Below are 25221 nucleotides of genomic sequence, written 5' to 3'. Positions count from 1 at the left end.
TGGGTCATACAGTGTAAAGGTCAAATGTATATACCCCCTTTATCTCATTAATTGTGTTGCTGCATTAAGTGCCATATTCTCATTGTTCATTTTTGTTATTTCTCTACTACTAGGGAAATAGTTTTTATCTCTAATTTCTTGGTTAACTACCTTAGTATTAGTTAACTCACCTAGTATAGCTTTCATAGTATTTAAAGATTCTTTCAATATACTGTTTTGTTCTTTGATATCTGCATTATCTCGTGACAAACGTTGTAATTCCATTTGCTCACGTGTAGCCATTTGTTGTTTTTCTCTCAACTGATCAGCGTATTGGCTTATCGCATCATACACGGCCGATTGTGTTCGACTGAATATGTCGCTTGTGGCAATCTGTTTAAACGCTTGGATAGAAACATCATTAGGTATGACAGTTTCGCCACCACGCATTTGCATGATTTCTCCACCTTTTTCGAAAACTTGATTGTAACCACGACGTGCGTTGTTTGTGCCAGTAGCGTAACCGTGTCCTTTACCTACAACGCTTAACATGCCACCTTTACCATATCTAGCTTTAGCGTATCTCATACCAGCAATTAGGTTATCCAAACCATTCCATATGTTTCCGTGACCTTTAGCTTTATAAGCGTTGAACGTACCAGGCTTAACTTGTACCAAACCTTTTGCACGACCATCAGCCAATCCATCAGTACCACCCATTGCTTTCGGATTTCCACCAGATTCAGTTTGTATTTGTTTTTGCCACGCTTTTACATATGCTCCAGATGTAGGTAATCCTGCAATTTTAAGTGCTTTTTTAATATCTCCGTTCCATTTGCCAGATTTACCTCCGCCGCCGTCATTTTCTTTTAACCATTTCAATGGGTCAATAGCTTTACCGTTTCTTCTTACTTCAAAGTGTAAGTGTGGTCCTGATGACATACCAGTGTTACCAGAAACACCTAGATAATCACCTGGTTTAACTTTTTTACTGCCATTAAATGCAAATTTACTCATGTGACCATAAATATAATCCATATTACCTTTTTTAATCCACATATGTTTACCAAAACCACCAGCAGTAGTTTTGGCTGTCGCTGTACCAGAAGCTACCGAATACAGTTTGTCGTATACATATCCAAGATCAATACCCATGTGTGGATAAGGGAATGGATAACCTGGCGCTCTACCATGTGGACTGAACGGGAAGTTAATCCCTTTAGATAAATCTATATAACCACCGTCACCGCCTTGTTCTTCCATCCATGACGTGAAAGTATCGATAGCAGACTTTTTAAGTTTGCTAAACATACCTTTCATCATATTATAAGGCAATTCGGCTGCTTTACTAATACCAAACCCATCTAAGTTTAAGCCAACGCCTTCAAGAACTTTATCGAGTAGTTTACCTGGCTTGTCTATCCAGTCCATTACGTCGCCTATCTTTTCAGACATCCACTTTTTACCTTTAGCTGCAGTTTCTAATGTTTTATTAACTACCGCCTTACCACCGTCTACAACTTTACCAGTAGCAACTTTAGCGCCAGCTTTTACACCAGTCGCAACATCACCGAAGAAATTATCACCTTTTTTCTTTTTCTTTGGTTTCTTCTTAGATAATGTACCATTATGGAATCTAGGTAACGTACCTTTAGAGAATGTAGGGTTGCTATTGCTTAACATAGAATGCGTTTGCGCACCGTTATACACAGTAGATCCTTGTGGTAAAAATGCGGTTGTATCTTTATTAGGTGTGAGTGCCACTTTACCGTTTGGATAACGAATAGCTTCGTGTCTGAAACCATTAGGGCCATTTCCGCGTCCTTTATCACCCACAGTGGCAAATGTATCACGTGCAATCTTACCGTTCTTAACTATATTTGTAGTCGTATTCGTGTGTTCTGTACCAGTGTGCAATTTGATTTTAGGTAGTTTGTCCATACCTAATTTTTCGCCGACCCAGTTTACACCACCGATAAGTTTGTTTAATCCACTTTTTACTTTGCCTATCATGCCAGAGAAGAAACCTTTAATCTTTCCTGTAACCGACTTGATAGCGTCACCCATTTTGTTCATGACACCAGTTATTTTGTTTTTCATTCCAGTAACTAAATTCACTGTGCTGTTCTTGATGCCACGCCACTTGTTAGACATGAAACCGCCAACGGAATTCATTGTGTTACGCGTTCCTTTAGATAAAGAACCCCAAGCACCTTTTACACCTGACCACAAGGCTTTTGCTTTATTTACTACTGAATTTTTAATTGCAGTCCATTTTTTTGAAAGCCAAGTGCTTACGGCAGAAATAATTTTTATGGTTCCACTTTTTAAAGCGTTCCATGTATTTTTAACTCCAGTCCATAAAGCTTTAACTCTATTAACAACACTGTTTTTAATAGATAGCCACTTTTTGATTAACCAAACAGCGACAGCAGCCATGATTTTTATAGTTCCAGTTTTAAGTGCGTTCCATGCACTTTTAACACCGTTCCATAAAGCTTTAGCTCTTGAAATCACTGTATTTTTAATGGATGTCCAAATTTTAACTGCAAAGTTTTTAACCGCGTTAAATATTGATACGACGCTATTTTTGAGCCATGTGAATGCGTTTTTAACACCAGTCCACAAACTTTTGGCTCTCGCAACAACACTATTTTTTATTGTAGTCCATACTTTAATTGTAAAATTCTTCACTGTATTGAAAATAGAAATCACACTATTTTTCAACCAAGTAAAAGCGTTTTTAACTCCAGTCCATAAACCTTTAGCTAAATTCACTACAGTGTTTTTAATCGTTGTCCATATTTTGATAGCTATTGCTTTAGCGGCGTTGAATACGGTCGATATGACTGTTTTAACAGTTGTTATATACCATTTAACACCATTAACTAAGGCCTTAACAATATTTACAACGCCAGTTTTTAGTGCGTTCCATACCCATATAGCCGCCGTCTTAATACCGTTCCATATTGCAGACAACACAATTTTCAGAGCTTGAATTGGATTTTGTACCGCAAATTTAATACCATTCCAAACTGTAATTGCAGTAGCTTTGATAGCGTTCCACACTATGCTAGTCGCTACTTTGATACCATTCCATATTGCAATTACATATGGTTTAATAAAACCAAATACTGCAATCGCTGCATTTTTAATAGAATTCCAAATATTAATTACTGCATTTCTAAATGTAGCGTTTGTATTCCACAAATGCATGATTCCAGCAACTAATAATCCTACAGCAGTTATAACTAAACCAATAGGACCAGTCATAAATCTTATTGCTAATCCTAATCCTCTTGCAGCTAACGACGCTCCTTTTGTTACTAGTGACCAAGTTTTAGTTGCAGCAGCCGCTATTTTTAATTTCGTTGAAGCTATTAAACCTTCATTACCAAGTAATTTAGTTTTTATTGCTGCTATTGCACCGGCATTTCCGAATACTCTTGATGCACCTGTTGCGCCTAATAATGCACCTCTAAATAGTAATATCGGTTTAGCTGCTAATAAGGCTACACCACCAAATGCAGTTAGTAATCCTAGTATCTTTCCTATCATAGGATGTGCGTTCGTCATTGTGGCAGTCCATTTGAAGAAAGCACCGCTTATACTTAACACTGCAGCACCAACTGGTGCCATACCTTTAGCTAATCCCCATAATGTTGAGGTGATATTTTTAATCAGTGTCCACACTTTAGGACCATTCGTTTCTAGGTATTGCACAAATTGTTGGAAACCATCAGACTTTTTCAATCCTTCTGACCATTCTGCAAACCCTTTAGTCACATCTTGTATACCTAACAGTACGTTGTGAGAATGACCACTGAATGCTTGGAACAAACTGATAATCCCTTTAAATATATTTCCAAATATGTTACCTACAATAGGTAAGTTAGCTTTCGTATATTCAATAAAACCATTTATCGCTTTAGATCCTTGTACCGAATTAGCCCAGTTGTCAAAACTTTTAGCCATATCAGCAAAACCTTTAGCAGCCCAACCATATAACGGACTTAACTTATTAAATAAAGCTGCAGAACCATTTACAAAACTTTGTGTTGCATTAAGTAAGTGTTGGAATATCTTTGGTCCTTGTGTGTTTAGAATATCGAATGAACGTTTTGCCACCGAAGATGTTTTAGCCCAATTAAGCATTTTTCCGCTAGCTGTTTCTATTTGGTTAGCTGTTTTAGTTAAGAAAGGATTGAGTGTAGTTAAAGCGTGTCTAGCAGTATTAATACCATTTGTCATAGTATTAAATATTGCTGACTGATTTTGTGCTATTAGACCTTCCCATGATGTTTTAAGACCCCTTAAAGCCGTTTGATATGCAGAAACTTCTTTAGTTACTCTTAATTGGCCATCTTCTAACATTTTGAGCGCGTATGTTGCTTGTCCTGCAAATGCTTGAACAGCTACACCAGCAATACCGAACGCGCCACCCATACCGATAGCCCCACCAGCAGCTGCAGTTAGCATGCCACCTAATCCAGCCCCTAAACTAACTACTGACCCTAGAATAGGTACGAGTGCAGAGAAGTGTGTGGTCATTACACCACCAACAACACCTTGAGTGAGTTCTCCTAAACTACGTAATGTGGTAGCGATACGGTCCATTTGTTCACGTGCGCCTACCCACGCATTAGTTGCTGTACCCATAAGTCTTTGTTGACGTTGGTATTCTTTTAGCTCGTCTGTTGTTTCATCAATTCGACCTTGTAAAACTTGAAAAGCTAATGCTTCTTTAGCAATATCATTACGTAAATTTGTTGCTGCGACACTATTCTCACCCTGTGCGTGTTTGACCTCGTCATATCTACGATTCAAACCATTTAATACCGCACTTTGTTGTGTCATAGTTGCTTTCAACTGACTTATCTTAGCTTTGTAATCGTCTGCAGTTTTTTCAGACTGTTTAAATTTTAATGAACTCATTTTTAATTCGTTGTTCATATCTTCTAAACGTCTTTTAGCTTCACCTAATGTTAGATTTGTTTCAGAGTTTTCAAGTCTAAATTCATCGTATTCATTAGTTGTACTATCAATTTGATTTTTAAGATTAGTAAAACTAATATTTTGTTTTGCTATTTCATTTTTTAAGTTTTGTGCTTGTTGTGATGTTTTACCTTGTGATAAAGAAACTTGATTATATTCATCTTCAAGTTCTTTAATAATTTGTATCTGATTAGATTGGACAGTGGTTAAATTTCTTAGGTGATTTTTATAATCGTCTGATTCTTTTGAAGATTTATTGAATTCTGCATTGCTTTGTCTTAGTGAATTAGATAGTTCTGATATACTATTCTTCGTATTATCAATAGCACTGTCTAATTTTCGCATAGCAACTGCTGATTCTGAATTTTCTTCTTTATAATCGTTAAAAGACGTTTTAGTTTTACTTAATTGTAATTCTAATTGTTTGAAAGCTAGTTGTTCTTTAGATATTTCCCCACGTAATTCTTTAGCTTCACGACTGTTTTCGCCTTTTAAGTCAGAAATGATTTTTAAATTGTCGTCAAGTTGTCCTAACTGTTTCTCACTTTTATTTAATGATCCCGTTAAACTGTCAATATGACGTTCATAATCACTTGTAGCCTTACTTGATTTTTCAAATTCTATCTGACTTTTCTTAACTTCGTTACGCAATTCATTAAGGTTCTTTTTAACATCATCAGTTGTTTTGCCAAACGTCTTTTGTTTTACTTGAACACTATTTAGTTCATCTTGATAACCGTTAAGTTGCTTTTTAGATTTTTCATAAGCTGCGTTCAAGTTTTGAAGTTTGATTTTTTGTTCGTCAGTAACTTCATTACTTTTGGCCATTTCTTTTTGTTGGTCTTGTAATTCTTTGTTGCGTTGTGCCATTAAACCTTCTTGTAACTTGATCGCACGGCCTAAATCAGTTTCTTGTTTTGCTAACGATTCGGCGCTTACTTCGTTTTGTTTCATTTCCTTACGTTGATCACGTAAAGATTTATTGATTGCTTTTAAGTTACGTTCTATCGTGGTTTTGGATGCTTTCAGTGGGTCAACATCCATCGACACCTCTGCACTTAAATTAAAATCTGCCATTCTCTCACCACCTTTTTTATAACATCGCCATCATTTCTTCTGGGCTTAATGCACCAGATTTAGCAACTTTTGATGCTTTTTTCTTACGTTTCTTAGTAGAGAAGTATTTATTGAAGTCCTCCATAACGATTTGGTCTACTTCGTGAGGCTTGTATTGTGCATCCTCGATAAAGTGACGATAAACTTCGTAAATATCTTCTACGACTTCGCTGGCTGTTTTGTCTTTGTTGTACTCGCTTTTTTTGTCGACTTTCCCGCGTCATTACTAGCGAAGATTTTGCTATAAGTTTCAGGTAAAGAATTTTCAACTTCTAATCCGTCAAACACTTGATCTACAGTGAATTTTTCATCGAATACTTTTACCAATAAGTTAGCGAAAGCGTCGTACACTTCAAATGTTTCTAATGATTCATCTTTTTCAGTTTTCTCTCTTAATTCTTCAATTTCAGATTCGAAAGCTTTATATTCTTCTGTTGCTTCAACTTTTTCTATTTGTTCAAATAGTTGTTCGCGTTCTTCATCTGTTTCAGCGTCTGCTACTTTTTCTTCTAACTTTTCATATTCGTTCAAAATTTTACGGTGCTTACGCATTACAAGTTGTGCTTCATTCACAAAACTAAATCCACCCTGTAATTTTTCTTCAAATTCTGCTTGTGCTTTCATTGCACCTAAATTTAATTTATCTTTTACAAACTGCTTGTTTTTACCATCGATTTTTAAAGTTATTTTAGCCATATTTTTATAAGCTCCTTATAAGTTATTTTTTGTATACAAAAAATAGGCGACCGGTTAAAGTCGCCTTAAGTCAATTTATGCTGCTGGTTCTTCATTAGGTTCAGTTGGTGTAGTCGTCACTTCACCATGAATCGCTTTGTAAAATTCTTCTTCACTAAAATCAGGGTCTGCACTGTGAATACGAGCGAATACTAATTTATCTTCTTCACGTTGCATGAATGACCCTTCCATTTCAATTTGGTCTTGTTGCTCTGGTGAATCTTCCATTGTAGAAGCACTTGTACCAGGAATGTTGAAGTTACCACGAGTTAAACCGTAATAAATGAATGATCCATCATTACAACGATACTTCCAAGTTGCTGATACATAAGGAGGTACCATATCAGATGTGTACATTTCAATTCCTTTGTCATTTTTAACGCCCAAAATTTCGTTACGTTCTTCTTTTGTTAATTCCATTAAGTTAGCTGTTAATGTTGCACCTGTAATACCACTGAATAATGATAATTTTTTAACCCCATCTGCGTATACTGGTTCGTTACCTTGTTCTAACTCTAATTCGATTTCTTGTAATCCCGGAACGTCTTTTAATTCTCCCGCTTCAAAACCATTACCTTCTTGCTTACGAATTTTAAAACCTTCACATGTAATTGCTACTTTTTTATCTGCCATAATTTATTTCTCCTTTTTAGTTAAAATAATGTTGAAACTAAGCATTTGGTTATAAAGATTGAAATCTTCATCTTTGCTAAGCTCTCTTTCAAAACAAATGCCGTTGATGCTCTCGATAATTTCAACCACACGTTCATTGATTGAATGAACATCACTGATTGACTTACCAAAGGTTTCAACGGCAAATAAATAACGATAATGACCACTGCCACCATCGTTTTCTAATGCATTGCCATTCATGATTTCAGTCAAGCGCATGAATGGTGCTTCTTCAGTTTTTTGATAAGATTCGGGTATTTCAAACGTGTATATTAAAGGCTGTTTAGAGCTTGTTTTACGGACTTCATTCATCATTGATACCAACTGTTCATCTTTACGTAATACGTCCCACATACGCACGATAGGGTGCCTAGTCAACGTCGAATACCTTTTCCATAGCCTGACGATAAATTGCTAGTATTGGACCCTTAGCTTGTTCGTGAGATTTACGTAAAAAATGTTGTGGTGGTTGGCCAACTGTACCTCTAACTTTTGTACCAACGTCTGGGAAATGGATATACCAACCAGATTCTTTACGTGATTTACCCATTTGATAACCAACTTCTTTTTTAGGATAAGATTCGTCACGTTGGAAGTTAGATATTTTGGTAACGTCCCTAGCATGTTTACTATGCGTTTGCCTATCAGATACTGGTGTATTTATTTTCAGAATGCCTTCATAAGTTCTGGACGCATTAGTAACAGCTTTTTTAGCTTGTTTCTCGCTTTCCCATATCAACTTATTGAGTTTGTCTGAAATATCCTTATCGGAATCTCTACGTTTTGTCATTCAACCACCTCACATTTCAACTGTTGGCGTTCCATATCTTGAAAGTCCGTTTCAATAGTTTTAATTTCATATTTCTTGCCTTTAAATTCCACAAATAATCCCGAATGTATATCTGTTTGTTGTCGATAACGAATGATAAAAACTATCGTTTCACGTCTTGTGTCTAGGTCCTCATTTCTAAATTCTTTAATAGTCGTTTTTGACACTTCACAAAACGGAGTAGCGATAGTAGTAGGCGTTTCTTCGTACCCACCTTCATCATTAATCGTGTTCTCGACTGTATATATCTTTATTCTGTGTTTGAGTTTGCCGATTTCCATTTTGCATACTCACCCCTTAACGCTTGAATATGAGCTAGGGATGAACGTGCAATCTCAACTCTTTCAAACTGTGTAGTTGTAGAACGATTTTCGTAATTATGCCCAATTGTATTAAGTACAGCCAAATTAAAAAGGGCTTTTATTTCTTCGTTAGAATTGTAAAAGTCCTCGTTGGATGTGACAGCCCCTTTGATTTCTCTCTTAGCTGCCGGTAATAACATGTATTCAATTTCTTCATCGTCATAATCTACGTCAATACGTATTCTATTCTTAATATTTTCTAACGTAAGCTCATACACATGTATCACCTACTTTTTATCTGAACGTTTTAAAAAAGGACCGTCAAAACCATTTGCTTTTAAAGTTTCTTCAACTTCATCAGCACGTTTAACAGTCATTTCTACCTCGTCATTTTTCTTTAACTTTTTGTCTAACTCTAAATCTTTATAAGGTTTAACAACTTTATATTTAGCCATTCATATCCCCTCCTATTATGCTTGTGGTTCTGAACCTGTACCTAAGTCGCCAGCAGTGCCAGTGTAAGTAATGAAACGACCAGCTTCTTCTACACCTTTTTTAACGTCGAAACGCATATAAGCTGCTAATACTTGACCGTAGATTTCATTTTCAACCCATTTAACAGAAGCTTGTTTACGGTCTGCAAAGAATACTGCGTATTTTAAGTCGCCGATAAATGCTTTCTTATCGCCTTTCGCACCAAATAATTCATCTTTGATAATGAATACTGGACGTCCGAATAACACTGTACCTGTTGGGCTTGTAATGTCTTGTTTTAATAGGTATTGACCGTTTTTGTCTTTCAATGTATCTAACGCTTGATAGAATGATTGAGATACAACTAATGAAAGATTATATGCAGGATCAATATCCACATTGATGATAGCTTTGATGTCATCTAAGTTTGCAGTGTTAACCGCTTCGAATGATTTCATTACATCTGCAATGTATTTGTTAGTTGTGTTAACCGCTTGGCGTGCATTATTTTGTGCAACAATGTTTGCTAAATTAGCTTCTGAATCGTCTAATGATTCTTGAGACACTGGAATTTGCCCACGATAAGTCTTAACTTTGTAGTCAATGTCAGTGAATTTTGGTTTAGCAAGCTCTGGGTTTTTCTCTAATTCTTCCACACTAACCATTGTTTCTTGTGCTGGGTTTAAAATTGGGTGTGATCCAGCAGCAGTTGTTACTGGTTGTACGTTAACGAATTTTTTCAAGTCAACGAATGTTTCAGGTAATTCTTCTGGTTGGTATTTAATATCTTCCGGAATGATTGGTTGTGCATCTACCGATTTAACATTGTCACGTTTAGCACCTTTTGATTTTAGGTACTCAACGAAACCTTTCGCTTCATCTGATAGTTGATTCTCTTTGTTTTCTAAAATTTTTCTCGCCATAGAACGTTTGCCCCCTAGTTTCTTTTTCTTTTCTTCTTCTAATTCTTCTGATGTTTTTTCTTCAACCGGCGTTTCCGGCTTTTCTTCCGGTACTTCCTTCTCGTCTGCTTTAGTTTCTTTGTCTTGTTCCGGTTGCTTTTCTACTTTTTTATCTTCCGCAGGTGATTCAGCGTCCGGTTTTTCGTTTTTTGCTTCTGTTTCTGTTTTTTCTTTTGGTGCTTCTGCATCACCACTGATTTTTTCTTCAGCAGATACAGAATCAACAATTTCCTTTTGCTCGTTATAAGTATCTTTTGCTTGTTGGATTTCTTCCTTTAACTTACGAGCTGTTTCTACATCACCGTTATTAACGGCTTTTTGTGCTTGGTCAATTAAGTCGTTAATCGACTTTGCTTGTTCTTGTAAAGTAGCCATATAGGTATTGCCTCCTTATTAATTTGTTGAAAATTGGCATAAAAAATAGCCTACGAATCAATTCGTAAGCCTTCCAATTCAAACTCAATTTTCATTTTTTCCAGTTGTTTGTATTTGTCTAATCCTTTAGCTCTTTGGCCAACTGCAACCGTTGTTTCTTGATACGCAGGTATCGTTACAATACTTACTTCAATCAGTTCATCAATTTTGTTGATAGTTTGTACATATTCACCGTTAATGTTTGACCACGTACGAGCTGTATCATCATTAGGTGGTAAGGTAAAGAAAAAGCTACATTGATTAACATTACCAGCTTTGATATTTTCGTATATATCTTTAGCATATGATGTGTTTGGTAGATAGCATTTAAAATACAACCCTTTTTGATCTAGTGATAGCTCTAAAGTACCAGCTTGTGTTCTTCCTACAACTTGATTGAAATCATGATTGATTAAGCACTTAACATCCGATATATCTACTTCGCTTAGTGCATTCGGATTTATAATTTCTTTAAACCCTCCTAAGTCGTCGCTCATTGTATCGAATATAATCGCATAACCTTCAACAACCATTTCTTGTTGCCCAGTATCAATTTCACTGTTCGGCATTCGGTTCACCCCCTTTTTGTAGGGAATCGATGTTCTTCTGAACCTTACTGTTTTGATAAGCTGCCAAGTCCTCCAAATAAATACTGTTCAAGTCGGCTAGTGGTTTATCACCACCCGGCAATGGCTCTCTGCCAAATTCGGCACGTGCTTCGTTAAGCGTAAGTATTTTCTTTTGGAACAGTTGTGTTACACGTTCCAACTTAATCTCTGGATCACTATCAATTAATCGTGATACGTCATAATCGAGTGTGACTTCGTATGGCGCTTGTACAAATAACTTTTCTTCTATTTCAGCGTTCATCATTGAAAAGATTGGATATAAAGTGTTTCTATAATACTCAATACCGGAATCTTTAAGCGATGTATTAACTGTTTCGATACCCAACTTACTCATTGGCAGTCCAAAAGCTTTAGCAACCTGTTGTGTACTAAACTTGTAACTGTTTAAGAAGTTCAATACTTCGGTAGGCACTTGCAGACGTTCAAACTTCATTGTGTCATCTAAGGCAATAAATCCACCGTTATTACTTAATTGACTATCAGCGAAGTTGCGTTTCATTTCTGCTAATTCTTCTTCGTTAAAACGACCTTCTTCATACGTTAATATAGAGGTTGATGTACCACCGTTTTTAAAGAAGTCATCTAAGAAACGTTTGCTGCCCATTGATATGCCGATCTCATTAGCGAGAGAGAACAGTGGACTATAACCATTGAAACCATCTAGCGAGAACATTCTAAAATGCAACACATCTTCCACATCTAATTGAACGTGGCCATCTAATTCATCAATGTAATGATATTTAATATGGTCATCTATTTGTTGGATAGATGTCGCACTATTCTGCATGTGGTATAACTCAATAGGTTCACCTTTGTCATCACGCACAATTTCAATGTACGAGTTGCCATTTAAAAGCATATTAGCAACAATAATGTATTTGAAGTGCCATGCGTCTAAATATGGATTGGGTCGTTTGTTCAATAGTTTAAGTATCTTCTTGTCAGCGTCTAAATAACTATCACGATCATTAAACTTAATACTGGTTGACGCAATATCTTTAGAAATAATATCAATAGCCGTAAATACATCACTATTTTTAAGTGACTGTATGCCCGACCACGCTATTCCACCAACGCCACCAACTTCCGTTAGCATTCGTAACGTGTTCTTATCCACCGATACGTTGTTACTACGTTTGAAACCGTTAAAATTAAATACTCCCATTATCTATTTCCACCTCCCTTCTGGAATGGTTGGTCAATAGTCATGGCCAATCCTGTTAATAACAGGCCACCTATAATAAAACCTAGAGGCTGCCACGCTAAATAAGCACCATAAGCGATTGATAGAACGCCTATAAGCACAAATAGGATAACTAATATGTCTTTGGTTAATTTCACGCATACACCCCCCTTAAATTGCGTTATAATAAGTTTATACAATAGATACTGTTGCGTTAGGTAACATTAACACCTCATAGCCATACGCTTTCTTAAATTTTTCTCGAATATCCTCTAAAACTTCATCTTCATATGCAATCGAGTCATAACCCAATAAAACAATACCTTTACTTTCATCAATAAATACTTTCATATACTCTTGCATTATTATTCTCCCCCTTAAATGAACATTGGTAATGCTCGTTTTTTCTCCCATACATGTTCGCTTGCTATTACATAAGCAAATATTGTGGCCATGAGTGGATCTATTTTTTCTCTGTTCATTTTCTTTTCAATCATCACTGCATCATTCACGTTTTTAGCAACTGCATTTTTTACTGCAATGTCTAACAACGGATTTTTATGATGCTTAATTTCTTCGTTGATAACTTTGAATCTAAAATCGATATTAGGATTAGATAACGTTTGTTGACCTTGCCTTATTTCGATTAAATCAAAGCGCCAATTTCTTTTTTCAATTTCTGGCAAGTAAGTGTGAATAGCATACGGGTCATAACAAATAGCTTGTACATCTAAATTATTATCTCTAACATAATTTTCGATGTAATCTAATACTTGTACTGGATTTATAAGTCCTGTACGCAAGTTTGTGATTGTACAATAGCCTTGTTGTTCTATTTGCCGGTAATCAATCAAATCACGCTCGATTTTGCCTTGTAAACCACCTTTAGTAGCCACAAATGAATGTGAAGTAACATAATATTTTTTATTAGGTTCGTCTAAATGTATAAATGATACTGCTGTTAAATCATCTGCACGTGATAAATCTAGTCCAACGTATGTTTTTGTACCTTTGATATTGAATTCTGTTTCGTTTTTCTTCCAATCATCAAAGTTTAAGTAACTTTCTTCGCTTGCTTGCATCCAATAATTGAAGTTTTTAACTAACACTTTAAACATTGTGCCTTTTTGTACTGCTTCATCAACACGTTTTTGCAAGAATGTTTCTATTTGTTCCTTTAACTCGTCTGATTCGTTAATAAGTGGGTTGGATTTCGCCCACATTGAACGATCTTGCCATTCATCTTCACTGTCCTGTTCATAAATAACTGCGAAATATTCTTCATCTTCGTATGTTTCTTCCAATATTTCTTTTGCATATGGCCATTCATCTGTATACATTGGTGCATTAAGGTTGAAACCAGCAGTAGAGATAATAAATATCATCGATTGAAGCAAGTTACCTTGCCCAGATTGGATAAGTTCTATCATTTCATTCGTTTTCGCTGCATGATATTCATCAATAACTGCCAAGAATGGTTCAAAACCATCAACTGCACCTGTATCACGAGAAAGAGGCATAACATACGAGCCGTCTTTTAAGTTTTGCAATAATTCACGCACTTTTTTGACATCTTTTTTTATTTCTGGGACCTGCGATACAAAATACATTAGTTGTTTAGCAACCATGTTAAAAACAATACTAGCTTGTTTCTTGTCATTTGCAGCAGTAAATAATTGGCGACCTTCTTTTGGCTCGTTATCGAATAAGAACGAATAAAGGACAAGCCCTGATACTAAAAGCGACTTGCCTCCTTTTCTCGCTAACGATATAAATGCTTTTTTGTATCTTAAATAGTCATCTTCCGTAAACCAACCACGAACATTGGCCACAATAAACTTTTGAAACAACGCTAACTTATGAAACTTACCTTTTGTATCAGGCAAAGATTCCATAAATTTGATTACCTTTTTAGCACGTTTAGGCTTGTACACATAAGGAAAATCATCATCTTCGATACTTCGTTTAATATCTTTTAAATGACGCACACACGCAAGCTTAGTGTCCTTACAAGTGGTAAATGTACCAGATAACACCATAACGCAATATTTATACGCATCATCTTTGTATTCATCCGGTATATCAAGTAATTCTTCATATTCTTTTGCAATTTTTACGCTAGTCATCGTCATCAACACCGAATTCATCGTATACAGACTTGCGTACTTGGTTTTCACTAGGTACAACTAACTTCATACGTGAATCAATTGTCATTCCTAACGACCCGCACAACGTTTTTAACTCTTTCAAACCGTCCATATAGTTAAAATATTGTGGCGTGCGTTTCGTACCTTCTTCGTTTATTGAGCCAAAAGTAATGATATGTTGATATGCTTCATCTGTTAAAGCGACTAATTGACAGTAACGCTTAATTCTATCGTAATCTAACTCTGCAATAGGCAATTGTTGTAATAAAGGCACAACACGTTGCCATTCTTTTTTGCCATCTTCTGTTAGATCGTCTGGAATGTTCTCAACGTTAATTTTGTCGAATTGTTCTAATCCATTTTCACGTAATTCTTGTTGTTCCAATTCTTCTTTATTGTGATTTCCAACTTTAGCTGCGTTTAATTTTCTTGGTCTAGCCATTTTTACACCTCCAATTGCCTAAACAGTCATGATTTCGATTTATAGTTTCTAGAATTTGGGTACAAAAGAGTATCGAGCGATTACTTTAATTGTGCAAAACATAACCCGTTGATTGACCCACCCCCTTTAAATATTATATTTTATTTTTATATAATACCTAGCGTATTTTATGTTCTATCCGGTTATGACATGCCGTACACACAGTGATCAGGTTATTCATATCCAATCTTCGTTTCCAATCATCTTTCAATTCCACAATGTGATGTACCATCAGACGTTTATCATTCACAATACCTTGCTTCAAACACTCTTGGCACAGGTACTTATCACGCAATAGCACTCTCTTACGTTTAGAACGCCATGCAGACGATTGGTAGAACTCTGTATACTTACTATCCTTACCATAACGAACGCTTGCATTGTACCTCTTACTGTTCCGTTTGCGTTCGTCGTGTAATTGGTCTTGTGTCAACGTCTTGTTGCCAATACGAACCTTTGGTTCCATGAATGACAATCAATCAACTTCTTTCATTTGATATTTATTTATTTTTATTTAATTTTGTTTTGTTAAATTTGTTTTGTTAAATTGAAATTCATTTTGTTGTTTAGAAATAATAAAAGACAAAACGAAATAAGAAATTATAATCTCAAATCATTTTGTCTTTAACTTTAGAAATTGTTTCATCAATCAAATGCAAATTAATCTAATAAAGTTTATGATCAATAAAACAATTCTTTTAATATTCAATTGTAAAGAAACAACAAACAAACTTTATATTCTAATTATGATTTAATGTTTCAATTAATCTTTATGAACTAATGAAACCTTTTAATATATATAAATGAATGTTCATTGTTCTATCTGTCACACACTCAATGTATAAGTGATGACCTTAAAGTATGTGACCTAAACTATGTGACCTTAATTAGTATGACCTTTAATCCCCACCTTAATAAGCAGTGTCCTTTAATATGTGTGTCCTTATTGTGTGGGTCATTAAGATTAGGTGCATACAAAAAGACACGCTACAAAAGTAACGTGCCTCATATAATATAGTATTAAGTTTACATACCTACTGAATAATAACCTCACCTCTAAAGCTACCATCCAGATTTCCTATGCATATATTATATAACGTATTAATATCAAACGCCTATCATCGTTCGATGTGTTCGATTGGTTCGATGTGTTCGTTTCGTACACTAATCGAAATGACCTTGCTGTGCGTCCATGTATACATTCACTATCTCATTCAGACATCCATAAAATGTCGACTTGCTTTTAATCTCCATAAGGTCCATGACAGTTTTATGTTGTGTGCCTAATTTAATCATCTGTAGAATGTGGTAGTTCATTTCATTAGTTATATGTTCCTCGTACTTATCAATGAATTCTATCTTCTCTATCAGTTTAATGTTTCTTCTCCACGCTTTGTTTCTGTTCATGACCTTAAGTAATACTTTGTCACCTGTTTGTCCTTTAGCTTTAGGCATAGCAGATTCAACACCGTATTGTGCAACCGAAGTACTATCTGCATCATAAACTTGCGACGTTACAATGTTGTTCATCCACTTATAATTGTCTATCATTTCTCTTATATCTTCACGTGTATACATGCGATACCTCCCAGTTATTGTTTAAATATATGCCTACAATATATGCATTGTTTCCTAGATACTTTCATTTTAATATGATTTACTTCTTGCACTTCCGCTTTAGTCATATTATCTAATTCTTTAAGGGTATATATCTTCATTTTTCGAATTTTTTCTATATCGGGAATATATCTATTTTTAATCGTTCTAAATGTTTCACAATTATCACACCATTCCCACGTAAATCTTTTAGGATAGCTATGCATATTCCCCACACCTACTTCATACGTTTATCTAACTCATCTTTAATCTTGCGTATATCTTCATCGTCCAGCTCTCTCTTAGGCAGGTCCTTTTCAAATATTGTGTATAACAGATAACCGACTTCATACTCTAACGCGTTTATCTTTGCGTCTTTGATGGCATTGTATATAAGCGTGAGTATCGCAATACAACCTAACACGATTGTTGTTATTATCCACAAATTATTCACACTCCATATAGCGCTTAAAGAATTCATTTTTACTTATAACATCCCATGATGTTGGCCCATAAATATTTTCATCGTTTCCAAAGTTGTTCCACTTATAGAATATTGTACCTGGATCTACTGGCACTGATTTTTCACTTGAGTTAAAGTGATTCATTAACAAATACTCTGTGCCATCTATACGTGTAAGTAATGGTTCTGAACGTCCAATGAATTCACAAACTTCTTCAAAATTTTCTCTACCTTTAAACTCAATGTATTCAATTTCATCTGGTCTTTTAACAGCTTTTTTTATCATATTACTTCTCCTCCTCATAATCTTTAGGTACCATATCTTTCGCTTGCATACGACAAATAATTTCGTACGTGATCTCTTTACTTAGTTCATAGAGTGCGAGTGTTAATAATAGTTTGAGTATTTGTTTCATTGGTCACTGTCCTTTCTATACATAAAAGCTTTTAACGCTCTACTAATAGGACCGTTATTAAAACTAGATGGTACTACTTCCAATAATCCTTTAAGTTTCCTTACTTTCTCTTTCGCATCTTCCTTATTCTCTGCGTCCACTACAATGAACTCCTCATTCTCTTTAGCTCTAGTTGCATCCAGGAATATTTCACCTGTTGTGTGGTGTATTTTGCGTACTAGGAATTGCATAGCGTCACTCCTTAAAATATTTAGCGATTAATCTTTGTAACTCTGCTTGTTCTGCATTAAGTTGAACCCAATCTACTTCCCGATCTTCTGAATACTCATCGATATTACTTGATTTATACAAATATCTTTGTTCCAACAAATAATCAAATAAACCTTGCTTACTCTTAATATTCAATATATCCTCGTCGATATCTGGATTGATAAGCTTACGTTCTCTTTCTCTTTTCTCACTAAGCTCTGCACGTAGACGTATACCTTCTGTTATCAATTCATATTCTTTTGGATTGTTGTAATACACTTTGTAATTTTCAGATCTTTTTTCTTGTGGAATTTTTTCCATTACTCTGTTGAATTTCTTAATGTTTTCATCAGTATTCATCACTATTATCCATTTGTCCTTATTACTGAATGAAATTATAGGCGTTTGTTGCATACGTCGTTTTTCTGATTCGATAAAATCATCTGTCCACATAACACTCACTCCTTACCTAATATTATTCGTACACGTTCAACGATGTCTTTAGTATCCTGTTGATCCGTATCCGCCTCTGTCTGATTCTCGCTCAAAACTTTCCACCTCTGTTATTTCTGGTAAAGCTACACGCTGTACAACTAACTGTGCTAGTTTCTTACCTTTGTCTACTGAAATTGGTCGCTTGCCAATATTATCCACAATAATACCTATACTCTTATGATATGAATTATCTATTGTGCCTAACTGTACTCTTAACTTGGTCTTAGCAGTCACGCCACTTCTAGGCCTAACCTGCGCCTCATATCCTTCATCTAAATGAATTGCAATACCTGTATCGATAATTGCAGTTTCACCTGGATCTAGCGACTTAGCTTCACATGTAAATAAATCTAATCCGCTGTCACTAGCGTTTGCTCTATATGGTTTGATTGCATCTTCATGATTGCGTTTGAATATTAGTTTGTTCATCTACTTAACCCCCAATTGATCTAACTTACTTCGATATTCTCTATACATCAAACTGCCTTGATGCAGTGTTAATTTATAATCTATGAGCTTTCTAAACTGTTTCAGTAATGCTAGTTGTTCTGCGTTTTGTCGTTCCAATCGTTTATTATTCGCACGCAAGACGATTAAATCATCCACACAGTGTTGATAAGCTTTTTTGTATTGGTCGCGTTGCTTTTTTACTTTCTTCAACCTTGCATCCATAACACTGACATGAAATTTCGTTTCTGAATTCATAATTAGCACTCCTTATTGATTAGGTAATCCGTAACTCATACATTCGTTGTACAATTCATCTTCTGCAATCGCTTTTTTAAGTTCATCTATGACAATGCTTATTTCGTTATGGCTCATATTTTTGATTTCTTTTTCTGTATAATCTTCTGCACCATATTGTTCTTGTAATAATTGAACATACTTTACTTGTTTTTCTGTAGCCACTAGCCATCACTCCTTTATAAAATTGAGATCATTATATACGCTAATAAATTCACTACGACCCAAAAGGAAATAAACCAAACAACATCATTGTTCACTAATTCACCAGCCCTTTCGCCCCATTTAATATTTCCCTGTTATGTTCCTTGTCCTCTGGCAACACTGCCATGACAATACTACGTGGATTTACAGAGTATAAATACCCGCGAACTCCCCAATCTCTTAGTAGCTTTGCCATTTCGACAGTATTCCTGCCTTTAGTATCGAGTTTGTATTTAACTTTGATAGTGTTTGATAGGATCATTACTGCAGCTCTCTTTTAAGCTGTCTAGCTATATTAATTAAGTTATCTAATTGTTCTTGTTTAGTTGGTTTATAATCTTTATCCGAAACTAGCAACTCATTAATTTCTATGTTGAAGTAGTCGCATAATTTCTCTAATGTAGAAAATTTGATTCCTTGTGCGTCATTACGCATTAGTGATAGTAATGTAGGTCTAGTAATACCTGTAGCATTAGCAATATCGGTTTGTGTAACCTCGTGGCGTTCTATTAAATCTTTTAATGTACACTTAATCATCTACTTCACATCCCAATTCTCAAACGCTCTTTCGATATACCATCTAGCTTTTTCCACATCTTCTTTACCATTCTTGTGCGGGCTGCGTGCAAGATACTTAATCGCATTACCAATGTGATAAGCTACATTAGGATTGTAGTGCTTGGTTACTTGCTCTATAAAATCTATAACCTCTATCTCACCATAGTTATAATGTGAAGGACTGTTGACGTTATCCTTACGCTTACGTTGTTGTAAATCATTGGATTGTTTATCCAATCCCATACGCTCCGTCTTATTTTCTATCTCTTTCGCCCACACCTCAAAATCGTTGAAGTCTGTGATTTCATATCTGTGTTTAGGTAGCGATTCGACAATTGCATAATTTCCTTTATTATCAATCTCAACCACTTTACCTATCACACGCATACCACTGCTATATTTGCTTGCACCTAAGTCATTCACAACAACGTAGTTACCAATTTTTAAATCACTGATGTTCATCTAACGCACCGCCTCTGCTTCTATTTCTTTAATACTCACTTTTTCAACTACTATTTGATTTGGCCCAGCTTCTCTTTTAGTTAATGAACTTGCCATTCGAGCAAATGTACCTTCTGTAATATTCATCTTCGCTTGTATTTCTTGTCTAGTACCGGCACAAATCACTTCGTCGCCTTTATAAACAACATATTCATACATGTGTGGACGTCCACTTGGCATTTTTATTCACTCCTAAACTAATTGTTGATTGCCATATTTATCTTTTTTAAGTTTTGCAACTAAATTATTTTTAGATAATTCCTGAAACCACTTACTACTACATTTCGCATCCTCAATCATTTGCAGTCGTTCCTGTTCCTTACGTTGTTTTTCTTCCGCTAATGCTCGCTTGCGTTCTTCACGTTCTCTGTCCTCACGCTTTAATCTAGCTAATCCTTTTTGAACTTCGTAATCTCGAATGTATTTACGGAAGTGTCTCTTGCCTTTTACAATCTGCTTCTTAATCGTACCGTTGCTTATTCCAGCCATCACAGCTTCTTTATAATCTTCAACTGGCACTAATAATTCTTTGTCCCCGTCTATAATCAGGAAACAAATTTCACCTTGTTTATCTTTCACACGTTTTAATCTCATCTCAATAACCCCTATCTATAATTTTTACGTCGTCAAACTCTAATGGTTTTGCGTCCATGTAATCTTCTTTTAATGTCCACATCTGATCGTGTATCTTATCAGCAGCAGTATTATCGTCGTCTTCGTGATTAACATACACTTGCTTTTCAACATAGACTTTATAGCGAATAGTCGCTGTTTCTTCATCCATTTAGGTCACCTTCTATAATTTTGATTGCATCATCCACACTGCGGGCTACTCCGTATAAAACAGGCTGTGTTTCAATGAAAGTTTTAAACCTTTCTTGTTCAGGTCTTAATCTTCCTTTATCTGTTTTAACTTCTATAAATATAATTTTGCCATCTGTTTTCCGAAAACCTACTGTATCGGGAAATCCTTTAGGAAATAATTTGATTATTCTGTTATCTTTCGTCTGTACTTTTCCAGCATTTGCTCTCCAAAGTCGATGACCTCTTTTATTAGCAGCTAGTATTATTTGATTTTGTATTTCTTGCTCACTCATGAGTACCTCCCTAAAATGTGGAATAGTTGGAAGGGTTGGTTTTTGAAAAGTGGAAGGGTTTGTTCTTACTCTCCCAACGGTTACAAGCAAAATGGAAGGGTTTGAGCTATTTTTACTAAAGTATTTATATATATATTTATTATTTTTTATTATTTAAACTTTTAGAAAAACTATTCCAACTATTCCAAAATAAAAATAAAAGTACTATAAACCCTTTGGTATCAACGGTTCAAGTAGTGGAAGGGTTGAAAGGCAAACTATTCCAAAACCCTTCCATAACTATTCCATTTTTAAAATTTCAATCTAATTAAATGAGGATTATAATCTTGTTCTAAATTAACCCCATAATATTTCACACCATTTGATGTTTTCTTTGTAAATTTGTTAGACATTTCTTTACCAAATTTTGTGCTACTCATTCGATGTTGATTATTTTCTTTAGCCCAATTATCATAAGCTTCAAATAAAAGACTAGCTTTAATTTTTTCATCTGGTTTAACAATGCAACATTCATCAATAAACGCTGCAATACTGTCCATTTCAGTTCTATATTCATCTCTCTGCTCTTTGATTATTTTAGGTTCGGATAATCCTATACGTTGCCATTCGAGGAAACCATCTACACACCAACGCATAATTGCTGGTAATTCACGTTTTAACTTTCTAGTTAAGTCACGATCAATCTCATGAAGTGGTATTTGCTTATCAAAAGGAATGATTACAAAACGACGCCAAATACCTTCATCTCTCCCTCTCACATATGGTTTATGGTTAGTTGCCATCCATAGTTTAAATTGAGGTGTAAATTCAAATTCATTTTCGTATAACTTGCGTGCCGATACTCTATCTCCACCAGTTAATTGTTTAAGTAAACCTTCGTCAAAACGTTCACCTTCGTTAGGTTCTGTAGTAGTTACTAATCTTGCACCGTCTAACTTTGCAATTTCTGGTGATGCGTCTGAATTATTCTTACTTGCCATAATTGCTTGTGGTTGTATATTCGTTGAATAGTTACCAAATACTTCATTCAAAATGTCTAAAAATACTGATTTACCATTGCGTCCGTTACCATATAAAACAAATAGTACTTGCTCTGATGTATGGCCAGAGAGAGAATAACCTACTGCTCTCTGTATGAAGCGTACAAGTTCTTGATTGCCAAGAAATATATCGTCTAGGAATTCATCCCATTTAGGACAATCGGCTTTATCTGTGTACTCTACGTTCGAAATTTTAGTAAAATAATTGTTTTTATCGTGGTCTGTTAATTTACCTGCTTTTAAATCCACAAATCCGTTTTGAACATTAAATAAATTAAAGTCATTATCAAATGTTTCATTAGTGACTGGTAATAAATGTTCGCACTCTTTCATCATATTCACTTTCTTGTTATGGTTACGTGAATCTTTCCAATGTCTGTAACGATACTTTTCCATGTCCTCTTGATCCACACCATCAGCTAGGAATAATTTTTCGTTTTTCATATTTTCTACAACTTTATCTGCAAGTATTTTCATTCGTCCAGTATCGTCATATTTCCAACGTTTACCGTCGTAATACATCCATGTGTTCGAAGTATAGTTAAAACGAATATTCTCTCCAAACAAATCTTTGAGTCTTTCAGCATTACCTGTATCATCATATGAATAACGCTTATCCTTTTTAGCTGGTTTAACATCTTCTTCCATTACAAATATTTGAAAATCTGTATCAGTGTTTTCTGGCACAAATTCATTTTGACAACTCTCGATTGCTCTATTAATTGTCATATCGCCATAAGTATAATCACCACGTTGTTCATCCCATTTATCACGATAGAGATTAGATTTACGGAAGATGTCATCCATTTTTTTAGGATCTCTTGCGGTCCAAAATGCTAAATCATTTGCAAGTGCCATATCTGCTTCTGATTGAGAATCGTAAAATTGCGTCCAATCACCCTCGTATAATGTTGTAAAGCGCAAACTGTTTTTAGATTTTTTTGCTATATCAATAATTTGTTCAACTGATAAATCATTGCCGAAACCTGTTGAAGTATTTAATTGTTTGGTTTCTTTTTCGTGACTAGCAATATATTTATTGTGTAGGAAATTAAGTTGACCGTATTCATCTTCACTTATACCGTTATATCCTCCGATATGTTTACCGGTCATTGTAAAGAATCTACCCGTATCATAAATTTCTACGTTGCCACGTCTACGACCTCTTGGTGGTAATTCACCTTTAGTAATTAAATGAATACCTGTCCCAGATGGTGATATTTCAGCATATGTTTCTAGCACATTTATGAATTCACCAATTATATTATCTGTGTCGGGTTGTTCTAAATATTCTTCTATTTCATTTTCGACTTTATCTAAATCGATACCTACATATGGTGCTTTAAAGAAAAAACCTATACCATCATAATTAAGTGACTGGCTTGCAGCATCTTCAAAACTCACCCATGCAGATTCATCATTGGATTTTGCCATTTCATTAGTATTAGGGTTGTAAGGACGTTTAGTAAAACGCCCATTATCAACCTTTTCTATTTTGAAACAACACCAATGATCTAACTCTTTTAGCTCATATGGTATGTTGTCGTACACAGGTTAGCCCTCCTTAATTATTAAAACGGCATGTCGTCGTCATCAATACTGTTTATTCCTCCGGCAAATGGATTGCCACCGTCTTCTGTTTTAAATTTATGTGCAAGTTCTGGGAATTTTGTTTTCTCCCAACGTTTAACGTTTAGATTTTCGTAAGTTTTACCGTTATATTCTGATGTTTCATTCTTAACGGTCACTCTCACTGGTTTTCCTAAGAAGTCTTGGAATAATTCTTCAATAGATGAATATTGTTTACCTTGTTGTAATTGTGCAGCAGCCCCAATTGTGTTGAAGAAACGCATATCATATTTACCAGTTGCCTTCGCTTTCCAAATACGATGGAATACGATGTTATTTTTATATTTTTGATCAATGTCATTTCTAATTGTTAAGCGTACATCTGCAAATTCTGTACCTGATTGTGTTGCGTTTTCTTCAAATTTAGTAATCACTGTTTCGTAAGTTCCGTCTTGAATTCCACCGTCAAAAGTATCTTCCATGTTTAAAGTAAAGTTTGTCATTTATAATTCCTCCAATTGTTTTTCTAAAATTTTAATTTGTTCATCTACTGCTTTTTTTCTTGCTTTAATTGCGTCTTGTTTAGTGTCATATCGGCCTAAATTCATTTGTTTTCCGTTAACTTTTATGCTGGCTTGCCATTTGTTTCTATCGAACCTGACTCCTTTACCTTTTTTCAACCACATAATTTTTTTTCGTATTTTTGCTTTCTTAATTTCAGAATCTGTTTGTTTTTGTTTTTCTAAAACATAATGATTCATTTTAATGTGGTTTCTATCTAATTTTTTATATTTCTCATACTCATTAGTCATTAATGGGTTAATATATTTAATTCTGAAATCATTTATATACATAACTGCATCTTTAAAGTTTTCAAAAGATTTTGTTGTTATTTTTCCATGAAGCTCCACTTTAGCGAACCATCTATTATGAGAATTACTATAAAAAACGCCATTATAATCAGTTTTAGACGTTGATATCACAATGTTTTTAAAAGTATTTGTTGCTGTTCCATTTACAAAAAGTTTTTCCCTATTCTTTTTTCTAATTTTCTCATCTTTTAAAATATTAGATATTTGTTTTATATGTTTTTCGCTACCAACATATCCAGTTATATATCCATCTTTGAATTTCCAAGCTTCACCTTCGTGTAAATCACCTGTCTTTTTATTTCTAGCGATAACTATTTGGTGTCCTCTATTACTGCGTTTTCCAGTATCTCCAATAATCTCGTAATCTCCGAATTGTTGTCCTGATAAATCTTCCGGTTTACTCGCCATTTATAATCACCCCAACATTCCTAATCGTTTTGCCTGAACATAAGCCCATCCAGGCTTATATCCATTTTCTTTTGCTAGTTGATATAATTCT

The 25221-nt window shown here is 35.0% G+C and carries 32 protein-coding genes; all 32 read right to left on the bottom strand.

The features are described from left to right. Positions 1 to 39 precede the first annotated feature (39 nt). Positions 40 to 6051: a peptidoglycan DD-metalloendopeptidase family protein gene (locus tag BHD07_RS31390; RefSeq protein ID WP_338284283.1), complete on the bottom strand. Its 6012-nt coding sequence runs from the start codon at positions 6049 to 6051 to the stop codon at positions 40 to 42. A 198-nt stretch (positions 6052 to 6249) separates the two neighbouring features. Next, on the bottom strand, positions 6250 to 6786 hold the full coding sequence (gene gpG / locus BHD07_RS31385) for a phage tail assembly chaperone G (RefSeq protein ID WP_107504739.1): 537 nt from the start codon (positions 6784 to 6786) through the stop codon (positions 6250 to 6252). 75 nt (positions 6787 to 6861) lie between these two features. Continuing rightward, a complete protein-coding gene (locus BHD07_RS31380; RefSeq protein ID WP_338284282.1) occupies positions 6862 to 7458 on the bottom strand; it encodes a major tail protein in 597 nt (198 codons plus the stop codon). Positions 7459 to 7461: 3 nt separating this feature from the next. Continuing rightward, on the bottom strand, positions 7462 to 7857 hold the full coding sequence (locus tag BHD07_RS31375) for a hypothetical protein (RefSeq protein WP_338284281.1): 396 nt from the start codon (positions 7855 to 7857) through the stop codon (positions 7462 to 7464). 10 nt (positions 7858 to 7867) lie between these two features. After that, the gene (locus BHD07_RS31370; protein WP_107504735.1) at positions 7868 to 8287 is read right to left on the bottom strand and encodes an HK97-gp10 family putative phage morphogenesis protein; all 420 of its coding nucleotides are present in this window, start codon (positions 8285 to 8287) and stop codon (positions 7868 to 7870) included. Then, positions 8284 to 8607: a phage head closure protein gene (locus BHD07_RS31365; RefSeq protein ID WP_338284280.1), complete on the bottom strand. Its 324-nt coding sequence runs from the start codon at positions 8605 to 8607 to the stop codon at positions 8284 to 8286. The genes BHD07_RS31370 and BHD07_RS31365 overlap by 4 nt, the downstream gene beginning before the upstream one ends. Continuing rightward, positions 8577 to 8906: a head-tail connector protein gene (locus BHD07_RS31360; RefSeq protein ID WP_338284279.1), complete on the bottom strand. Its 330-nt coding sequence runs from the start codon at positions 8904 to 8906 to the stop codon at positions 8577 to 8579. The genes BHD07_RS31365 and BHD07_RS31360 overlap by 31 nt, the downstream gene beginning before the upstream one ends. 9 nt (positions 8907 to 8915) lie before the next feature. Further along, positions 8916 to 9083 carry a hypothetical protein gene (locus BHD07_RS31355; protein ID WP_338284278.1) on the bottom strand — a complete coding sequence of 56 codons (168 nt, stop codon included), beginning with the start codon at positions 9081 to 9083 and terminating at the stop codon, positions 8916 to 8918. 15 nt (positions 9084 to 9098) lie between these two features. Continuing rightward, entirely contained in the window at positions 9099 to 10439 is a 1341-nt protein-coding gene (locus tag BHD07_RS31350) for a phage major capsid protein (RefSeq protein ID WP_338284277.1), read from the bottom strand. 50 nt (positions 10440 to 10489) lie between these two features. Then, a complete protein-coding gene (locus BHD07_RS31345; RefSeq protein WP_107504731.1) occupies positions 10490 to 11047 on the bottom strand; it encodes an HK97 family phage prohead protease in 558 nt (185 codons plus the stop codon). After that, positions 11034 to 12272, bottom strand: coding sequence for a phage portal protein (locus BHD07_RS31340; RefSeq protein ID WP_338284276.1), 1239 nt, complete (start codon positions 12270 to 12272; stop codon positions 11034 to 11036). The genes BHD07_RS31345 and BHD07_RS31340 overlap by 14 nt, the downstream gene beginning before the upstream one ends. A 210-nt stretch (positions 12273 to 12482) precedes the next feature. Beyond that, complete coding sequence (locus BHD07_RS31335; protein ID WP_338284275.1) at positions 12483 to 12653, bottom strand: hypothetical protein; 171 nt, start codon at positions 12651 to 12653, stop codon at positions 12483 to 12485. A gap of 14 nt (positions 12654 to 12667) precedes the next feature. Further along, on the bottom strand, positions 12668 to 14422 hold the full coding sequence (locus tag BHD07_RS31330; RefSeq protein ID WP_338284274.1) for a terminase large subunit: 1755 nt from the start codon (positions 14420 to 14422) through the stop codon (positions 12668 to 12670). Continuing rightward, positions 14409 to 14879 (bottom strand): phage terminase small subunit P27 family, encoded by a 471-nt coding sequence (locus BHD07_RS31325; RefSeq protein ID WP_107504729.1) that lies wholly within the window; start codon positions 14877 to 14879, stop codon positions 14409 to 14411. Before BHD07_RS31325 ends, BHD07_RS31330 begins: the two co-directional genes overlap by 14 nt. 157 nt (positions 14880 to 15036) lie before the next feature. Then, positions 15037 to 15384, bottom strand: coding sequence for an HNH endonuclease (locus BHD07_RS32035; RefSeq protein WP_445190511.1), 348 nt, complete (start codon positions 15382 to 15384; stop codon positions 15037 to 15039). A gap of 698 nt (positions 15385 to 16082) precedes the next feature. After that, a complete protein-coding gene (locus BHD07_RS31320; RefSeq protein WP_069794769.1) occupies positions 16083 to 16496 on the bottom strand; it encodes a hypothetical protein in 414 nt (137 codons plus the stop codon). A 464-nt stretch (positions 16497 to 16960) separates the two neighbouring features. Then, positions 16961 to 17263, bottom strand: coding sequence for a hypothetical protein (locus BHD07_RS31315; protein ID WP_338284273.1), 303 nt, complete (start codon positions 17261 to 17263; stop codon positions 16961 to 16963). A 1-nt stretch (position 17264) separates the two neighbouring features. After that, positions 17265 to 17393 carry a transcriptional activator RinB gene (gene rinB, locus BHD07_RS32030; protein ID WP_103161275.1) on the bottom strand — a complete coding sequence of 43 codons (129 nt, stop codon included), beginning with the start codon at positions 17391 to 17393 and terminating at the stop codon, positions 17265 to 17267. Then, positions 17390 to 17623, bottom strand: a complete 234-nt coding sequence (locus tag BHD07_RS31310) for a DUF1381 domain-containing protein (RefSeq protein ID WP_338284272.1) — start codon at positions 17621 to 17623, stop codon at positions 17390 to 17392. Before BHD07_RS31310 ends, rinB begins: the two co-directional genes overlap by 4 nt. Positions 17624 to 17627: 4 nt before the next feature. Continuing rightward, positions 17628 to 18095 carry a hypothetical protein gene (locus BHD07_RS31305; protein WP_338284271.1) on the bottom strand — a complete coding sequence of 156 codons (468 nt, stop codon included), beginning with the start codon at positions 18093 to 18095 and terminating at the stop codon, positions 17628 to 17630. 48 nt (positions 18096 to 18143) lie between these two features. Beyond that, complete coding sequence (dut, locus tag BHD07_RS31300) at positions 18144 to 18566, bottom strand: dUTP diphosphatase (protein ID WP_338284270.1); 423 nt, start codon at positions 18564 to 18566, stop codon at positions 18144 to 18146. Further along, positions 18567 to 18842, bottom strand: a complete 276-nt coding sequence (locus BHD07_RS31295) for a hypothetical protein (protein ID WP_338284269.1) — start codon at positions 18840 to 18842, stop codon at positions 18567 to 18569. Positions 18843 to 18854: 12 nt separating this feature from the next. Then, positions 18855 to 19046: a hypothetical protein gene (locus BHD07_RS31290; protein WP_145445841.1), complete on the bottom strand. Its 192-nt coding sequence runs from the start codon at positions 19044 to 19046 to the stop codon at positions 18855 to 18857. A 300-nt stretch (positions 19047 to 19346) separates the two neighbouring features. Continuing rightward, entirely contained in the window at positions 19347 to 19622 is a 276-nt protein-coding gene (locus BHD07_RS31285; protein WP_145381384.1) for a helix-turn-helix domain-containing protein, read from the bottom strand. Then, positions 19623 to 20105 (bottom strand): DUF3310 domain-containing protein, encoded by a 483-nt coding sequence (locus BHD07_RS31280; protein ID WP_338284268.1) that lies wholly within the window; start codon positions 20103 to 20105, stop codon positions 19623 to 19625. Continuing rightward, positions 20106 to 20303, bottom strand: coding sequence for a hypothetical protein (locus tag BHD07_RS31275; RefSeq protein WP_037539989.1), 198 nt, complete (start codon positions 20301 to 20303; stop codon positions 20106 to 20108). It lies immediately after the preceding gene. 33 nt (positions 20304 to 20336) lie between these two features. Continuing rightward, positions 20337 to 20738, bottom strand: coding sequence for a hypothetical protein (locus BHD07_RS31270; RefSeq protein WP_338284267.1), 402 nt, complete (start codon positions 20736 to 20738; stop codon positions 20337 to 20339). A gap of 1 nt (position 20739) precedes the next feature. Then, complete coding sequence (locus tag BHD07_RS31265; RefSeq protein ID WP_338284266.1) at positions 20740 to 20928, bottom strand: hypothetical protein; 189 nt, start codon at positions 20926 to 20928, stop codon at positions 20740 to 20742. Continuing rightward, positions 20921 to 21241 (bottom strand): VRR-NUC domain-containing protein, encoded by a 321-nt coding sequence (locus BHD07_RS31260; protein WP_338284265.1) that lies wholly within the window; start codon positions 21239 to 21241, stop codon positions 20921 to 20923. Before BHD07_RS31260 ends, BHD07_RS31265 begins: the two co-directional genes overlap by 8 nt. 290 nt (positions 21242 to 21531) lie before the next feature. Further along, positions 21532 to 23832, bottom strand: a complete 2301-nt coding sequence (locus BHD07_RS31255) for a phage/plasmid primase, P4 family (RefSeq protein ID WP_338284264.1) — start codon at positions 23830 to 23832, stop codon at positions 21532 to 21534. A gap of 20 nt (positions 23833 to 23852) precedes the next feature. Further along, positions 23853 to 24353, bottom strand: a complete 501-nt coding sequence (locus BHD07_RS31250; protein WP_338284263.1) for a DUF669 domain-containing protein — start codon at positions 24351 to 24353, stop codon at positions 23853 to 23855. After that, entirely contained in the window at positions 24354 to 25130 is a 777-nt protein-coding gene (locus tag BHD07_RS31245; protein ID WP_338284262.1) for a hypothetical protein, read from the bottom strand. Between the last annotated feature and the right edge of the window lie 91 nt (positions 25131 to 25221).

Origin of the sequence: Sinorhizobium sp. KGO-5, assembly GCF_036245905.1 — a bacterium.
GTDB classification, from domain to species: domain Bacteria; phylum Pseudomonadota; class Alphaproteobacteria; order Rhizobiales; family Rhizobiaceae; genus Sinorhizobium; species Sinorhizobium meliloti_A.
The sequence above is the reverse complement of the archived record's forward strand: the minus strand, read 5'-3'. Positions and strand labels throughout refer to the sequence as shown.

Coding starts and splice junctions, on each gene's coding strand:
- BHD07_RS31355 (WP_338284278.1), bottom strand. CDS start 9,083: ATGGCTAAATATAAAGTTGTTAAACCTTATAAAGATTTAGAGTTAGAC.
- BHD07_RS31370 (WP_107504735.1), bottom strand. CDS start 8,287: ATGACAAAACGTAGAGATTCCGATAAGGATATTTCAGACAAACTCAAT.
- BHD07_RS32035 (WP_445190511.1), bottom strand. CDS start 15,384: ATGGAACCAAAGGTTCGTATTGGCAACAAGACGTTGACACAAGACCAA.
- BHD07_RS31340 (WP_338284276.1), bottom strand. CDS start 12,272: ATGGGAGTATTTAATTTTAACGGTTTCAAACGTAGTAACAACGTATCG.
- BHD07_RS31320 (WP_069794769.1), bottom strand. CDS start 16,496: ATGTATACACGTGAAGATATAAGAGAAATGATAGACAATTATAAGTGG.
- BHD07_RS31325 (WP_107504729.1), bottom strand. CDS start 14,879: ATGGCTAGACCAAGAAAATTAAACGCAGCTAAAGTTGGAAATCACAAT.
- BHD07_RS31335 (WP_338284275.1), bottom strand. CDS start 12,653: ATGCAAGAGTATATGAAAGTATTTATTGATGAAAGTAAAGGTATTGTT.
- BHD07_RS31315 (WP_338284273.1), bottom strand. CDS start 17,263: ATGATAAAAAAAGCTGTTAAAAGACCAGATGAAATTGAATACATTGAG.
- BHD07_RS31365 (WP_338284280.1), bottom strand. CDS start 8,607: ATGGAAATCGGCAAACTCAAACACAGAATAAAGATATATACAGTCGAG.
- gpG (WP_107504739.1), bottom strand. CDS start 6,786: ATGGCTAAAATAACTTTAAAAATCGATGGTAAAAACAAGCAGTTTGTA.
- BHD07_RS31245 (WP_338284262.1), bottom strand. CDS start 25,130: ATGGCGAGTAAACCGGAAGATTTATCAGGACAACAATTCGGAGATTAC.
- BHD07_RS31250 (WP_338284263.1), bottom strand. CDS start 24,353: ATGACAAACTTTACTTTAAACATGGAAGATACTTTTGACGGTGGAATT.
- BHD07_RS31280 (WP_338284268.1), bottom strand. CDS start 20,105: ATGAACATCAGTGATTTAAAAATTGGTAACTACGTTGTTGTGAATGAC.
- BHD07_RS31285 (WP_145381384.1), bottom strand. CDS start 19,622: ATGATTAAGTGTACATTAAAAGATTTAATAGAACGCCACGAGGTTACA.
- rinB (WP_103161275.1), bottom strand. CDS start 17,393: ATGAAACAAATACTCAAACTATTATTAACACTCGCACTCTATGAACTA.
- dut (WP_338284270.1), bottom strand. CDS start 18,566: ATGAACAAACTAATATTCAAACGCAATCATGAAGATGCAATCAAACCA.
- BHD07_RS31380 (WP_338284282.1), bottom strand. CDS start 7,458: ATGGCAGATAAAAAAGTAGCAATTACATGTGAAGGTTTTAAAATTCGT.
- BHD07_RS31260 (WP_338284265.1), bottom strand. CDS start 21,241: ATGAGTGAGCAAGAAATACAAAATCAAATAATACTAGCTGCTAATAAA.
- BHD07_RS31295 (WP_338284269.1), bottom strand. CDS start 18,842: ATGAATTCAGAAACGAAATTTCATGTCAGTGTTATGGATGCAAGGTTG.
- BHD07_RS31275 (WP_037539989.1), bottom strand. CDS start 20,303: ATGTATGAATATGTTGTTTATAAAGGCGACGAAGTGATTTGTGCCGGT.
- BHD07_RS31265 (WP_338284266.1), bottom strand. CDS start 20,928: ATGGATGAAGAAACAGCGACTATTCGCTATAAAGTCTATGTTGAAAAG.
- BHD07_RS31310 (WP_338284272.1), bottom strand. CDS start 17,623: ATGCAATTCCTAGTACGCAAAATACACCACACAACAGGTGAAATATTC.
- BHD07_RS31350 (WP_338284277.1), bottom strand. CDS start 10,439: ATGGCTACTTTACAAGAACAAGCAAAGTCGATTAACGACTTAATTGAC.
- BHD07_RS31270 (WP_338284267.1), bottom strand. CDS start 20,738: ATGAGATTAAAACGTGTGAAAGATAAACAAGGTGAAATTTGTTTCCTG.
- BHD07_RS31390 (WP_338284283.1), bottom strand. CDS start 6,051: ATGGCAGATTTTAATTTAAGTGCAGAGGTGTCGATGGATGTTGACCCA.
- BHD07_RS31345 (WP_107504731.1), bottom strand. CDS start 11,047: ATGCCGAACAGTGAAATTGATACTGGGCAACAAGAAATGGTTGTTGAA.
- BHD07_RS31305 (WP_338284271.1), bottom strand. CDS start 18,095: ATGTGGACAGATGATTTTATCGAATCAGAAAAACGACGTATGCAACAA.
- BHD07_RS31330 (WP_338284274.1), bottom strand. CDS start 14,422: ATGACGATGACTAGCGTAAAAATTGCAAAAGAATATGAAGAATTACTT.